This is a genomic window from Curtobacterium sp. L6-1, assembly GCF_018885305.1.
GTDB classification, from domain to species: domain Bacteria; phylum Actinomycetota; class Actinomycetes; order Actinomycetales; family Microbacteriaceae; genus Curtobacterium; species Curtobacterium aetherium.
The window spans coordinates 184061-197669 of the sequence record NZ_CP076544.1 but is presented as its reverse complement, the minus strand read 5'-3'; the positions used below and the strand labels follow the sequence as shown (position 1 = coordinate 197669).

The 13609-nt window shown below is 72.2% G+C and carries 13 protein-coding genes; 5 read left to right on the top strand and 8 right to left on the bottom strand.

Annotated features, from left to right (window positions below; genetic code table 11):
- Positions 1-50 precede the first annotated feature (50 nt).
- Together KM842_RS00900 and KM842_RS00895 are read right to left on the bottom strand one after the other, a co-directional pair.
- Entirely contained in the window at positions 51-1058 is a 1008-nt protein-coding gene (locus tag KM842_RS00900; RefSeq protein WP_216260079.1) for an ATP-grasp domain-containing protein, read from the bottom strand.
- Between the two features lie 75 nt (positions 1059-1133).
- Entirely contained in the window at positions 1134-1988 is an 855-nt protein-coding gene (locus KM842_RS00895; RefSeq protein WP_216260078.1) for a helix-turn-helix transcriptional regulator, read from the bottom strand.
- 101 nt (positions 1989-2089) lie between these two features.
- Here KM842_RS00895 and KM842_RS00890 point away from each other — a divergent pair, with 101 nt between their 5' ends.
- Positions 2090-2830 (top strand): SDR family oxidoreductase, encoded by a 741-nt coding sequence (locus KM842_RS00890; RefSeq protein WP_216260077.1) that lies wholly within the window; start codon positions 2090-2092, stop codon positions 2828-2830.
- 8 nt (positions 2831-2838) lie between these two features.
- On the opposite strand, the gene KM842_RS00885 is transcribed toward KM842_RS00890, so the two are convergent.
- Positions 2839-3378, bottom strand: coding sequence for a hypothetical protein (locus tag KM842_RS00885; RefSeq protein WP_216260075.1), 540 nt, complete (start codon positions 3376-3378; stop codon positions 2839-2841).
- Positions 3379-3445: 67 nt separating this feature from the next.
- On the opposite strand from KM842_RS00885, the gene KM842_RS00880 reads away from it, so the two are divergent.
- On the top strand, positions 3446-3943 hold the full coding sequence (locus KM842_RS00880) for a hypothetical protein (RefSeq protein ID WP_216260073.1): 498 nt from the start codon (positions 3446-3448) through the stop codon (positions 3941-3943).
- A 173-nt stretch (positions 3944-4116) separates the two neighbouring features.
- Here the strand turns inward: KM842_RS00880 and rsmA are convergent, their stop codons facing one another.
- The 4 genes from rsmA to rsmI form a co-directional block, all read right to left on the bottom strand.
- The gene (rsmA, locus tag KM842_RS00875; RefSeq protein WP_216260071.1) at positions 4117-4968 is read right to left on the bottom strand and encodes a 16S rRNA (adenine(1518)-N(6)/adenine(1519)-N(6))-dimethyltransferase RsmA; all 852 of its coding nucleotides are present in this window, start codon (positions 4966-4968) and stop codon (positions 4117-4119) included.
- A gap of 2 nt (positions 4969-4970) precedes the next feature.
- Positions 4971-5894 (bottom strand): TatD family hydrolase, encoded by a 924-nt coding sequence (locus tag KM842_RS00870; protein WP_216260070.1) that lies wholly within the window; start codon positions 5892-5894, stop codon positions 4971-4973.
- Positions 5891-7468, bottom strand: a complete 1578-nt coding sequence (gene metG, locus KM842_RS00865; RefSeq protein ID WP_216260068.1) for a methionine--tRNA ligase — start codon at positions 7466-7468, stop codon at positions 5891-5893. The genes KM842_RS00870 and metG overlap by 4 nt, the downstream gene beginning before the upstream one ends.
- Positions 7469-7591: 123 nt before the next feature.
- Entirely contained in the window at positions 7592-8413 is an 822-nt protein-coding gene (gene rsmI, locus KM842_RS00860; protein WP_216260067.1) for a 16S rRNA (cytidine(1402)-2'-O)-methyltransferase, read from the bottom strand.
- A gap of 78 nt (positions 8414-8491) precedes the next feature.
- Here rsmI and KM842_RS00855 point away from each other — a divergent pair, with 78 nt between their 5' ends.
- Positions 8492-10123: a dolichyl-phosphate-mannose--protein mannosyltransferase gene (locus KM842_RS00855; protein WP_216260065.1), complete on the top strand. Its 1632-nt coding sequence runs from the start codon at positions 8492-8494 to the stop codon at positions 10121-10123.
- A gap of 88 nt (positions 10124-10211) precedes the next feature.
- Here KM842_RS00855 and KM842_RS00850 read toward each other — a convergent pair whose 3' ends face one another.
- The gene (locus tag KM842_RS00850) at positions 10212-10871 is read right to left on the bottom strand and encodes a TetR/AcrR family transcriptional regulator (RefSeq protein WP_216260063.1); all 660 of its coding nucleotides are present in this window, start codon (positions 10869-10871) and stop codon (positions 10212-10214) included.
- Between the two features lie 162 nt (positions 10872-11033).
- Between KM842_RS00850 and KM842_RS00845 the strand changes: the two genes are divergently transcribed.
- Positions 11034-12575: an MFS transporter gene (locus tag KM842_RS00845; protein WP_216260061.1), complete on the top strand. Its 1542-nt coding sequence runs from the start codon at positions 11034-11036 to the stop codon at positions 12573-12575.
- Between the two features lie 151 nt (positions 12576-12726).
- The gene (locus KM842_RS00840; protein WP_216260060.1) at positions 12727-13578 is read left to right on the top strand and encodes a sulfurtransferase; all 852 of its coding nucleotides are present in this window, start codon (positions 12727-12729) and stop codon (positions 13576-13578) included.
- Positions 13579-13609: the final 31 nt, after the last annotated feature.

Here is a 13609-nt window from a genome sequence, read left to right as displayed (position 1 = left end):
CGCGCCGGGTGGTGTGCCGCGCCTCCCGTCCGGTGGGTGGTCGGGTCGGGTCAGCGGTGCGCCGCCGCCGTGGCGGCGTACTCGGCGTCCAGCAGGCCGCCGAGGTAGCGGGCAATCGACCGCGGCCCGGAGGCCGGGGCGGTCGCCTCGACCGCTGGGTTGTAGTTCGTGTTCGTGTTGATGTCGTACACGACCGTGCGGCCGTCGACGGTCTCCATGAACTCGACACCCGCGATCGTGATGCGCTGCTCGGCCAGGAACGTCCGCAGCTGCTGGACCAGCGGGTGGTCGGCGGTGACCTCGGTGCGCACCGTGAAGGTGTCCGTCGCACCGGCGGAGCCGTCCGTGCCCGGGACGTCGCACACGGCGCCGGCGATCACCTGCGGGACCTCGCACGCGTCCGCCGGGCAGAGCTCGAAGCTGCCCGCGCTCGTGTCGACCCGGACCGCGTACACGAACTCGCCGCCGACGAACTCGGCACGCGTGATGAACGGCTCGCGGGCCGTGAGGTACTCCTGCAACAGGGTGATGCCGTCGACCGGCTCCTCGAACTCGGGGCTGGCGACGTGCACGTCGAACTCGGCGAGCGAGTCGAAGCGACGGACGCCGAGCCCCTTGCCACCCTGGTTGTGCTTCGTGATGAACGGGACGTCCTGGCCGCCGGTGAACGCGCGGGCGGCCTGCTGCAGGGTCGCTGTGCCGAACACGGCGGTGGTGCGCGGGACGTCGAACCCGGCCCGCTGCAGCAGCCCGTGCTGGGCGACCTTCGACACCTCGAGCTCGAGCACGTGGCTGCCGCCGACGACCTGCCGCCCGGCACGCTCGAGCCACCCGAGCAACGCCCGGGTGTACTCCTTGCTGTGCTCGTGCCCGCGGGTGTGGCTCGACGCGGACATGCGGGACCAGTACACGCCGGGCTCGGGCTCGGCGGCGAGGTCGATCTGCCCCTCGGTGAGGAGGACCTCCTGCACCGGCACGCCCTCGGCCTCGAAGGCGGCGGCGAGCGGCGGGAACCACTCGGGGTTCTCGTGGATGACGTACACGCGCGGAGTGCTCACCGCCCCACCCTAGGCACGGCGGTCGGGGTGAGGCCAGGTGTGTGACGTGGTGTTGCGGGGGGACGCGGGCGATCGTCAGGACTCGGTGAGGGCACCGAAGGTCTGCTGGCCGACGACACCGAGGAGCTCCAGCTTCTGCGCGTCCTCGCTCCCCGGCGGGGCTGTGAAGAGCAGGAGCGCCTGGGCCTGGTCGTCGGTGTGCAGGACCTGGCAGTCGACGGTGATGCGACCGAGCTCGGGTTGCACGATCGTCTTGTTGTCGGACCAGCGGAGGGCGACCTCGTGCAGGGCCCACAGCCGGGCGAACTCCGGGCTGCGGCGCTCGAGCTCGGCGACGAGTTCGCTCGCCCGACGGTCGCCCGGCCCGGCGAGGCCGACCGCCGCGCGGAGCGACGCCACCACGACGCGACCCAGGCGGCCGTGTTGCTCCGGGGCGTACTTCGCGAGCTCGGTGCCGGTGACGAACCACCGCCAGGCCTGGTAGCGGTCGTTGCCCGACAGGCCCACCGACGAGCCGAGCAGGGCGGCCGCCATCCGGTTCTCGACGAGGGTCTCCCCCAGGTGGCTCACCACGATCGCCGGGGTGTCCTCGAGTCGGTCGAGGACCCGGAGGATCGCGGGGTCCACGTGGTCGGCGCGGTGCATGCGGACGGGGGCGTTCTGGCCCGCCAGGTGGAAGAGGTGGTCGCGCTCGTCGAGGGAACAGCGCAGGGCACGGGCGATCGCCGCGACCATCTGCTCGGACGGCTGCGGGCCGCGCTGCTGCTCGAGCCGCGTGTAGTAGTCGACCGACATACCCGCGAGTGCCGCGACCTCCTCGCGACGGAGGCCCGGGGTGCGTCGGCGGGCACCGGCTCCGATCCCGACGTCCTCCGGACGCAGCAGCTCACGCCGTCGGCGGAGGAAGTCGGCGAGCGCGGCACGGTCCATGCACCCAGTGTGGTCGTCTCGACACGGGCGAGCCAGGGATCGCCGGTCCCCCGATGACGGCGCTCTGGTTGTCCCCGCCCGACCGGCGCATGGTGGTCGACATGGACACCACGAACAGCACCGTCTTCATCCCCGGCGCGACCTCGGGCATCGGCCTCGCGCTCGCGCTCCGCCTGCAGCAGGCCGGCAGCACCGTCGTCATCGGCGGTCGACGTCAGGCGCTCCTCGACTCGATCGCCTCCGAGCACGGCCTGGACACCGTGCAGGTCGACGTCGCCGACGCGGACTCGATCCGGCAGGCGGCCGAGACCGTCCTCGCCGCCCACCCCTCGCTCGACACCCTGGTGACGATGTCGGGCATCATGCGCAACGAGGACCTGCGCGACCCGGCGCACATCACGGACGCCGTCGAGATCGTCGAGACGAACCTGGTCGGCACGATCCGGCTCATCGACGCCTTCCTGCCGCACCTGCTCGGCCGCCCGAGCGCGACGGTCATGACGGTGTCGTCGGGTCTGGCGTTCGTGCCGCTGACCGCCACCCCGACCTACAGCGCGACCAAGGCCGGCGTGCACGCGTACACGCAGGCGCTCCGGCAGCAGCTCGTCGGCTCCTCGGTCGAGGTCCTCGAGCTCGCGCCGCCCGCCGTCGCCACCGACCTGATGGGCGGCCAGGACTTCGGCGGGATGCCGCTCGACGCGTTCATCGACGAGGTCGTCGGCCTGGTCGAGTCCGGGGCGGCTCCGGAGATCCTGGTGCAGAACGTCCTGCCACTGCGCTGGGCCGAGCGTGACGGGACGCACCAGCACATCCTCGAGGCGATGGCCGGCACCGGGCACTGAACCCGGCCTCAGACGTCGGCGAGCAACTCCCGCAGGGCGGCCTTCGCCTCCGGCATGCGCTCCGGCCCGGTCAGACGCTCCCGCGTCGCCGAGAGCCGGACGGTGTCGGGGCGGGGGCCGTCCTCGGCGGTGAGGAGCACCGATTCCCGGTCGGCTGTGGTCCACCGCGCCGACGGACGCTTCCCGCCGCGCCGCTCCGAGGTCGGCGGGTGGCCGAGCGTGACGGTCGCGGCGGCCACCGCCCGGTCGAGCACCGCCTCCCGGTCGCCGGGGACCTGCCGGGAGGCCGAGACTGCGAAGGTGCCGTCGGAGCGCTGCCCGGGGATGCGGAGGCCGCGGGACTGCTCGTAGCCGATCGCGACGCTCTGCGCCCACCAGGGGTCGACACCCGCGTCGACGAGCCAGGCGGCGATCGCGGTGTGGCCGATCGTGTGTCCGTCCGCCGCGTCGAGCTGCGCGTACCAGTCGTCGGGCGTCGTGCCGGTGGCGGCGAGCACCCGGTCGGCGGGGATGCCCCGGGCGTGCGAGCGGACCACGTCGTCGTTCATGGGCCGAGCGTACTTCCCACGTCGTGACATGTTGCGTGGCAGGTGCCAGCACGGACAGGATGGACGCATGCGACCTGAACCGTACGAGGAAGTGGTGCCGTCCGGACGTCTCATGCTGTGGGTCGGGCTCGGCCTGGCGGCAGTGGTGGTCGTCACGGTGGGCGTACCGCTCGCGGTCCCGTCGCCGACCGGTCAGGACGTGGGCACCGGTGACACGATCGCCCTGGTCGCCACACTCGTCGGGACGCTCGTGCTCGCGGTCGGCGTCGCCCGGATGCGGATCCACGTCCGCGTCGACGACGTGCTCGAGGTGCGGGTCACACCGTTCTGGTACCGCCGCCGCATCGACCCCGCGCAGATCACGTCGGCGGTGCCGATGGTCCTGAACGGGGTGAACTCGGCCGGGTGGGGCATCCGGCTCGTCCCCGGCGGGACCGCGCTCCTGCTCGACAACGGGCCGGGCGTGCAGGTGCACGTGGCAGGGAAGCGGTCGCTGCGTTTCCGCTGCGGCGACCCGGAGGCGTTCGTCGCCGCGCTGGAGGCCCGGGGCGCGTCCGTCGGCTGAGCCCGCCGGCTCCGGCGTCGCCGAGCGCGGTGGCCGACGCCGGGTCCGCGCGGTCGCGCCAGGGCGCGCGGTCGCCCGGTCGCGCCAGAGCGCTCGGTCACGCCAGAGCGCTCGGTCATGCCAGGGCGCTCGGTCGCGGCCGGTCCGCTCGGTCGCGCTCCGCGTCCGACGGCTCAGTCGGTGGCGTCGAGCACGGTCCGCCCGAGGCGCACGAAGTCGTCGACGCCGAGCTCCTCGCCGCGGGCCGTCGGCGCGATCCCGGCAGCCTCGAGCACCTCGGACGCACGAGCGCTGCTGCCGAGCACGCCCGACAGCGCCTGCCGCAGCATCTTCCGCCGCTGCTGGAACGCCGCGTCGACGAGGGCGAAGACCTGCGCACGCAGGCGTTCGTCGCCCGGGGGCTCGTGCCGGTCGAAGCCGACGAGGACGCTGTCGACGTTCGGCACCGGCCAGAAGACCTGCCGACTGACCTGCCCGGCGATCCGCCACGAGCCGTACCACGCGGCCTTCACGCTCGGGGAGCCGTAGACCTTGCTGCCCGGGTCGGCCGCCAGTCGGTACCCGACCTCGGCCTGGACCATGACGAGCGACCGGACGAGCGAGGGGAAGGTCGCGAGCAGGTGCAGCAGCACCGGCACGGAGACGTTGTAGGGCAGGTTCGCGACCAGGTGCGTCGGCGCGACCGGCAGGTCGTCCGCGGCGACCCGGAGGGCGTCCTGGTGCACGACCGTCAGTCGGGCGTCGGGCTGCAGGGCCGACACGGTCGTCGGCAGGTGCGCGGCCAGACGGGCGTCGATCTCGACCGCGGTGACGGGAGCGCCGGTCTCGGTGAGCCCGAGCGTCAGGGACCCGAGCCCGGGTCCGACCTCGAGCACACGGGACTCGGGTGTGACGCCGGCGACGGACACGATGCGCCGCACGGTGTTGGCGTCGTGCACGAAGTTCTGCCCGAGCTTCTTGGTCGGGATGACGTCGAGGGTCTGCGCGAGGTCGCGGATCTCCGCCGGACCGAGGAGCGCGCCCACCGCTACGCCCCCACCGAGACGGGCTCGTCGTCCCACGAGCCGTACACGGCCTCGGTGTTGGACGCGATCTGCTCCGCGAGCATCGCCGGGTCGGTGCCGAGCGTGTCGGCCATCGACCGCAGCGTGAGCGGGACGAGGTACGGCGCGTTCGGCCGGCCGCGGAACGGCGTCGGCGTGAGGAACGGGGCGTCGGTCTCGACCATGACGAGGTGCCGCGGCGCGACGTGCAGGGCGTCCCGCAGGTTCTGCGCGTTCTTGAACGTGACGGTGCCGGCGAAGGACATGTACCAGCCACGCTCCGCGCAGAGTCGTGCGAGTTCAGGACCGCCGGAGAAGCAGTGGAACACGGTCCGTTCGGGAGCGCCGACCCGCTCGAGGACCTCGACCACGGCGTCGTGCGCGTCCCGGTCGTGGATCGTCAGCGCGAGGTCGTGCTCCTTGGCGATGCGGATGTGCTCCTCGAACGAGCGGACCTGGGCGGCCCGGCCGTCGTCGCCCGTGCGGAAGAAGTCGAGCCCGGTCTCGCCGACGGCCCGCACGCGCGGCAACGCCGCGAGCTCCCGGATGCCGGCCAGGTGCTCGTCGAGCAGCCCCTGCTCGTCGAGGACCGGTGCTTCGTTCGGGTGCAGCGCGACCGCCGCGAGGACCCGCGGCTCGCGGGCGGCGAGGGCGGCTGACCACTGCGAGGTGGCGAGGTCGGTGCCGACCTGGACGACGCCGCGGACCCCGACCTGCTCGGCGCGGTCCAGGTGCTCCGGGTACTCGAGCGGCCCGTCCCCACCGTCGCCGACACCGTCGGCGATCTCCATGTGGGTGTGGTTGTCGTACACCGGCACGGTGAGGGGCTGCGGGAGCGGCGGGTAGCTCAGGTCCCGCTTCTGGCCGCCGCCGGCACCGCCACGAGCGCGGACGTGCGCGTCGGTCACGCGGCGCCCTGCTCCGTCTGCTCGATGCGCGGGAACAGCCCGGCGGCGAGCGGGGTCACCGTCGAGGACCCCTGCCACTCCCAGGCACGGTCGATGCGCTGCTCGGCGATGGACCTACCGGCACCGATGGACGCCCAGAGCTTCTCGGTCGCCTTCGGCATCACCGGGGACACCAGCACGGCCACGGTGCCGAGGCCGCGGAGGGCCGTGACGAGCACCGTCGCGAGGCGCTCGCGCTGGGCGTCGTCCTTCGCCAGGGCCCACGGCTCCTGCTCGGTGATGTAGCCGTTCAGGGCGTCGACGAGCTCCCACACGGTGCCGATCGCGTCGTGCGGTGCGAACGACCCGATGGACGCGTCGGCCCGCTCGGTGACGGACTGGGCGAGGGCGTCGATCGCCGCGTCGGACTCGGTGAGGTCGCCGCGTTCCGGGACGGCACCGTCGAAGTAGCGGTTGATCATCGCGACGATGCGGGAGGCCAGGTTGCCGAACCCGTTCGCGAGCTCCGCCTGGTACCGCGCCGAGATGTCCTCCCAGCTGAAGTTGCCGTCCTGCCCGAAGGTGATGGCGCGGAGGAAGTAGTACCGGAACGCGTCGGACCCGAACGTGTCGGTGATCTCCGACGGGGCGATGCCGGTCAGCTTCGACTTGGACATCTTCTCGCCGCCGACGAGCAGCCAGCCGTGGCCGAAGACGCGCTCCGGTACGGGCAGTCCGGCCGCCATGAGCATGGCCGGCCAGATGACGGCGTGGAAGCGAGCGATGTCCTTGCCGACGATGTGGACGCTCGGCCAGAGGCGCCGGAAGGCCTCGTCGTCCTCGGTGCCGTAGCCGAGCGCGGTGATGTAGTTCAGGAGCGCGTCGAACCAGACGTACAGGACGTGGTCGGAGTCCCACGGGATCTGGATGCCCCAGTCGAAGCTCGACCGCGAGATCGACAGGTCGCGCAACCCCTGCTTGACGAACGACACGATCTCGTTTCGGACGCTCTCCGGCTGGATGAACGCCGGGTTCGACTCGTACAGGTCGAGCAGCCGCTGCTCGAAGTCCGACATGCGGAAGAAGTAGTTGCGCTCGGCCAGCACCTCGACCGGGATCGAGTGGATCGCGCAGACCTGCTGGCCCTCGTACGGCCCGGTGCCGGGGACGAGGTCGCTCGGCTGCTTGTACTCCTCGCAGCCCACGCAGTAGAAGCCCTCGAACTCGCCGGCGTAGACGTAGCCGTCGTCGTACAGCTTCTGCAGGAACGCCGTCACGCCGCGCTCGTGGCGTTCGTCGGTCGTGCGGATGAAGTCGTCGTTGGCGACGTCGACCGTGTCGAGCAGCGGCTTCCACGCGTCGGTGACGAGCCGGTCGGCCCACTCCTTCGGCGTGACGTCGTTCGCCGAGGCGGTGCGCAGGATCTTCTGCCCGTGCTCGTCGGTGCCCGTGAGCAGCCAGGTGTCGTCCCCGCGCTGGCGGTGCCAGCGCGCGAGGACGTCCGCGGCGACCTCCGTGTACGCGTGCCCGATGTGGGGCACGTCGTTGACGTAGAAGATCGGCGTGGTGATCGAGAACGAGCTGCCGTCGGCCATGCGGACCATCCTAGAGGCGCGCTCGTACCCCGTGACGCGCGCCCCCGCGACCTGTGGACGACCGGACGGGAGGCCCGAGGCGGCGCCGCCACGGGCCTCCCGTCCGACGTCGTCGCGTCGGGGTCAGCGCGCGGCGAGCGCGCCTTCGTAGAGGTCGCGCTTCGACAGCCCGGTCGCGTCGGCGACCGCCGCGGCGGCCTCCTTCATGCGCGCTCCGGCGGCCACCCGCTCGAGCACGAGGCGGACGCCGTCCTCGATCGTGGCGTCGTCACCCGACCCGGTCGACCCGGCGACGACGACGCAGATCTCGCCGCGGACCCCGTCGGCCGCCCACGCGGTGAGCTCGGCGAGGGTGCCGCGCCGGACCTCCTCGTGCAGCTTCGTGAGCTCTCGACAGACCGCGGCACGCCGGTCGGCGCCGAAGCCGGCTGCCATGTCGCCCAGCGTGTCGGCGATGCGGTGCGGCGACTCGAAGAACACCATCGTGCGCTGCTCCCCGGCGAGCGCGGCGAAAACCCGACGCCGCTCCCCCGCCTTGCGGGTCGGGAAGCCCTCGAAGGTGAAGCGGTCGGTCGGCAGCCCGGAGAGGGCGAGCGCGGTCAGGACGGCACTCGGCCCGGGCACGGCGGTGACGGTGACGCCCGCCGCCGCGGCCGCCTCGACGAGCGGGAAACCGGGGTCGCTGATCGCGGGCATCCCGGCGTCGGTGAGCACGACGACGTCGTCCTCCCGCGCGAGCTCGACGACCTCGGCCGCGCGCTCCCGTTCGTTGTGCTCGTGCAGGGCGATGAGCCGCGGACGGTTCTCGATCCCGAGCGCACGCATGAGGTGGATGGCGGTCCGGGTGTCCTCGGCGGCGACCACGGAGGCGTTCGACAGCGTCTCCACGAGTCGACGGGAGGCGTCACCGAGGTTGCCGATGGGGGTTGCTGCGAGGACGATCACGTCCCCATTGTCGTCGCCACGCCTGCGACCTGTGGACAGCGCAGCCGACGGCGGGACCGCCTCCGTAGGATGCTGCGGGTGACCACGGACCTGGCCGACCCGCAGAAGACCGTGCCGGACGTCCCCCGTGGCTCCCGGCTCGACGACTGGTGGGCGCGCACGCTCTCGGTCGGGTGGCGTGTCGCCGCGTGGCGGTGGGGCGGTCCGATCGCGGTGACGGTGCTGGCCGCGCTGCTGCGGCTGGTCGACCTCGGACGGCCGCACGCGCTCGTGTTCGACGAGACCTACTACGTCAAGGACAGCTGGTCGCTCGTGCACCTCGGGTACGAGGGCACCTGGCCGGCGAACCCGAGCGACGACGGCGCCCCGACGACCGACGACCGGTTCGTGGACGGCCAGACGGACATCTACTCGCGGGCCGCCGAGTTCATCGCGCACCCGCCGCTCGGCAAGTACCTGATCGGCCTGGGCATGCTGCTCTTCGGTCCGGACAACGCCTTCGGGTGGCGCTTCACCGTCGCGGTCCTCGGCATCGCCACGGTGTTCCTCACCGCGGTGATCGCCCGGTCGCTGTTCCGCTCGACCCTGGTCGGCACCCTCGCCGGCGGGTTCCTGGCGGTCGACGGGCAGGCGATCGTGATGTCCCGCGTGTCGCTGCTCGACGGCGTCGTCACCTTCTTCGTCGTGCTCGGCGCCGGCGCCCTGCTGCTCGACCGGCGGTGGTCGGCCCGGCAGCTCGACCGGTGGACCGACCGGCGCGCCGCGGCCGGCAGACCGACGCTGTGGGGGCCGGTGCTGTGGTGGCGCCCGTGGCTGGTCGCGATGGGCGTCGCGCTCGGACTCGCCTCGGCGACGAAGTGGTCCGGCATGTACTTCCTGGCGTTCTTCGCCGTCTACTCGGTGCTCAGCGACATGCTGCTGCGTCGTCGCGCGGGCGTGGCCTTCTGGTCGTCGAGCGCCGCACTCCAGCAGGCACCGGTCACGTTCCTGCTCACGGTGCCGATCGCGGCCGTGACGTACCTGGCGTCGTGGACCGGCTGGTTCGTCACGCGGGGCGGCTGGGACCGCGACTGGATCGGCAGCGGCGGGCAGCGCTGGACCGGGGTGCTCGCGTGGGTGCCGGACAGCCTGCAGAACTGGTGGCACTACCAGTCCGAGATCTACGCCTTCAACATCGGCCTGCACACCCCGCACTCGTACCAGGCGAACCCGCTGCTCTGGTTGGTCATGCAGCGCCCCACCTCGATGTACTACGCGGGCACGAACGCCGGGCAGGACGGCTGCGGGTTCGACCGCTGCGGCGCGGCGATCACGGGCGTCGCGAACCCGTTCGTCTGGTACGCGTCGGTGATCGCGGCCGTGGTACTGCTCGTGCTGTTCGTCACCCGTCGGCGGTGGGAGTACGGCTTCGTGCTGATGGGCATCGCCGCGGGGTACCTGCCCTGGCTGATGTACCTGGACCGGACGGTGTTCCAGTTCTACACGGTGGCGTTCGAGCCGTTCCTCGTCATGGCGCTCGCGGCGGCGATCGGCCACCTGATCGGGTCAGCGCGCGACCCACGACCCCGACGGACCCGTGCACTCGTGTGGCTCGGCGTGTACCTGGCGGTCGTGGTGCTGGCCTCGGCGTACTGGTACCCGATGTGGACGGCCGTGCAGACGTCGTGGGACTTCATCCGGTCGCACTACTGGCTGCCGAGCTGGTTGTAGGGCGCGCGCCCGCCGGACGGGAGGGTCGTGGCGACGCCGCCACGGGCCTCCCGTCCGGTGGGCGGGAGCGTCGCGGACGACCGCGCCGTCAGGACTGCGGCTGCATGGCGCGTTCGAGCGCGTCGCGGTCGAGCGGTTCGCCGACCATCTCGTCCGGCTCCGCCTGCGGCAGGACGCCGTCGACCAGCACCTGGGCGTAGCGCTTCCAGGCGTCGGGGTCGTGCTCGCGGGTGGCGTCGGCGACCGTGCCGACCATCGCCGTGAGGATCGGGAGGTCGCGGGCGTCGAAGCCGGGGCGCACCACGCCGGCGTCCCTGGCGCGGCCGATGATCGTCGCCACCTGCTGTTCGAGCCGGTCGCGCTCGAGCACGATCGAGGGCCGGGCCCTGCCCGCACGGACGATGGCGTCGGCGAGCGCACGGTCGCGGGCCCGGAAGGAGAAGACGCCCATCAGGTACAGGCGGAGGGATTCGCGCGGGTCGAGTTCCTCGGCGGCCCGGGCGGCAGCGGCGTTCATCGCCTCGAACTTGGTCGCGAGGAGCGCCTCGATCAGGGAGTCCTTGTCGGCGAAGCGCCGGTACACCGTGCCGACACCGACGCCGGCTTCGTGGGCGATGTCGTTCAGCGTGACGGAGATGCCCCGCTCGGCGAAGCACTTGCGTGCGGTCTGCAGGATCAGTTCGCGGTTGCGCGCGGCGTCGGCGCGCAGGGGCCGGTCGAGGTCGGCCGCGGATCCGGTGGTGCTCACGGGACGAACCTAGACGAACAGTCTGGGAACAAACGGATGCGGTGACTCCGTTTTGGGCTACAGTGGTCACAAGCGGATGCCCGGCATCCGCTTCACCATCCTCCGGGACGCCCGACGGCGCGCGCCCCTCCTCCCCTTCCATCCTTCGAGAAGGAGGCTGTCGTGACGGCAGAACAGACCGCGCCCGCTCCCACAGGAGCGACGCCCAGCACAGCGGGCCCCACCCCGGCCCGGACCGACCACCGATGGATCGCCCTCGCGGTCATCGCCCTCGCCCAGCTCATGGTCGTCCTCGACGCCACCATCGTGAACATCGCGCTGCCCTCGGCGCAGCAGGACCTCGGGTTCGGCACCGACCAGCGCCAGTGGATCGTCACGGCGTACTCGCTGGCGTTCGGCTCGCTGCTGCTCCTCGGCGGTCGACTCGGTGACCTCTTCGGCCGGAAGAACACGTTCATCATCGGCCTGGTCGGCTTCGCCGTCGCCTCGGTCCTGGGCGGCCTGGCCGACTCGTTCGGGCTGCTCGTCGCGGCCCGTGCCCTGCAGGGCGTGTTCGGCGCGCTGCTCGCCCCGTCGGCGCTGGGCATGCTCACCACCACGTTCCGCGACCCCAAGGAGCGCGGTCGCGCGTTCGGCATCTTCGGTTCGATCGCCGGCTCGGGTGCGGCCATCGGCCTGCTGCTCGGCGGCGTCCTGACCGAGTACGCCTCGTGGCGCTGGTGCCTCTACGTGAACGTCGTGTTCGCCGTCCTCGGCGTCATCGGCGCCCTCGTCTTCATGGCGAAGCCGCCGAAGGTCGAGCGTCCGCGCATCGACGTGGCGGGCGTCCTCACCATCACGGCCGGTCTGGTCGGCGTCGTCTACGGCTTCTCGAACGCCGAGACCAACGGCTGGGACGACCCGGTCACGATCGGCATGCTCGCCGGCGGTGTCCTGCTCATCGCGGCCTTCATCGTCATCGAGACCCGCGTCGCACACCCGCTGCTCCCCCTGCGTGTCGTCCTCGACCGTGACCGCGGCGGTTCGTTCGTCGCGATCGGCCTGGTCGCCATCGGGATGTTCGGCATCTTCCTGTTCCTGACTTACTACCTCGAGCAGACCCTCGGCTTCTCGGCGCTGCAGACCGGACTGGCGTTCCTGCCGATGCCGCTGTCGATCATGCTGTCGGCGACGCAGATCGGTGGGCGTCTGCTCCCCCGCGTCGGCCCGAAGGTGCTCATCTTCGCTGGCGGACTGGTCGCTGCGACCGGGCTCCTGCTGCTCCTGCGCACCGACCTCGACAGCTCCTACGCGGGCACCGTGCTGCCGGCGCTCATCGTGATCGGCCTCGGCATGGGCACGATCTTCTCGTCGGCCATGAACACCGCCACGACCGGGGTGGCCCGTGCCGATGCCGGCGTCGCGTCGGCCACGGTCAACACCATGCAGCAGATCGGTGGCTCGATCGGGACCGCGCTGCTGTCGACGATCTTCGCCGACGTGGTCGCGAACAGTCTCTCCGGACTGGGCGGGGCACCGACGAAGCTGCAGCAGGCCCAGGCCACGCTCGACGGGTACCACGCCGCGTTCGCGATCTCGGCCAGCGTGCTGGTCCTCGTCGCGATCGCGAGCGGGCTGCTCATCAACCGACAGTCGGTGCGACTGGCACGCCTCGAGCGCGCCGGGTCGGACGCGACGGGGAGCATCCCGGCCGCCGCACACTGAGCGGCAGCGAACGGGACGGACACCGCACGGGCAGCGCCCGGGTGGTGTCCGTTCCGTGTTCCCCGACCGGCTCGGCACCTGTGGGGACGCGCATGTCGCCTTGTTGCTGACTCTCTGTCACGAGTCAGAGGTCTGGTTTACGGTGATCGGCATGGCCCCCGTCCTGACCTCGCCGCTCGTGTCGACGCAGTGGCTCGCCGACCACCTCGGCGCGGACGACCTCCTCGTCCTCGACGCCTCGGTGCACACGGACGGCATCGGCCTCGACACGACCTGGCACTCCGCGCAGACCGCGCACGAACACGACGGACACGTCCCCGGCGCCGTCTACGCCGACCTCATCCACGCGTTCTCGTCGCCGGACACCGGCCTCCCGTTCACCCGCCCGGACGTCGAGCGTTTCGAGTCCGCCGCCCGCGCGATCGGGGTGAGCCGCGCCTCCACGGTGGTGGTCTACGACGACGGCATCGGCGAGTGGTCCGCCCGCCTCTGGTGGATCTTCCGCTCGTACGGCTTCGAGTCCGTCGCCGTCCTCGACGGCGGCTTCCCGAAGTGGCGCGACGAGGGCCGCCCGGTGCGCGTCGGTGCCCTGTCCCGCGCGCCGCGGCCCGCGGCCGACGGCGACGCGTTCGTCGCCGGTGAGGAACGCCCGCTGTGGGCCGACCGCGCCCGCGTCCTGCGGGCGGTGGACGGGTCGGAGCCCGCCGCACTCGTCCTCGCCGCGGACGTCACCACGCTCGGCGACGACCACCCGCCCGTGGTGCCCGGCAGCACGACCATCCCCGTGCACGAGCTCCTCGACGAGTCGAACGCGTTCCTGCGCCACACCGACCTCGAGCGCGCCCTCGCCCCCGTGCTCTCGGCGGACGAGGTCGTGACCTACTGCGGTGTCGGGAGCGCCTCGTGCGTGGACGCCCTGGCGCTGACGGTCCTCGGGCACCGCAAGGTCCGCGTGTACGACGGCTCCCTCGCCGAGTGGTGGCGGGAACCGGTCGCCTCCTGACGGTCCGACCCTCCCGTCGGTCCGGCGCGCC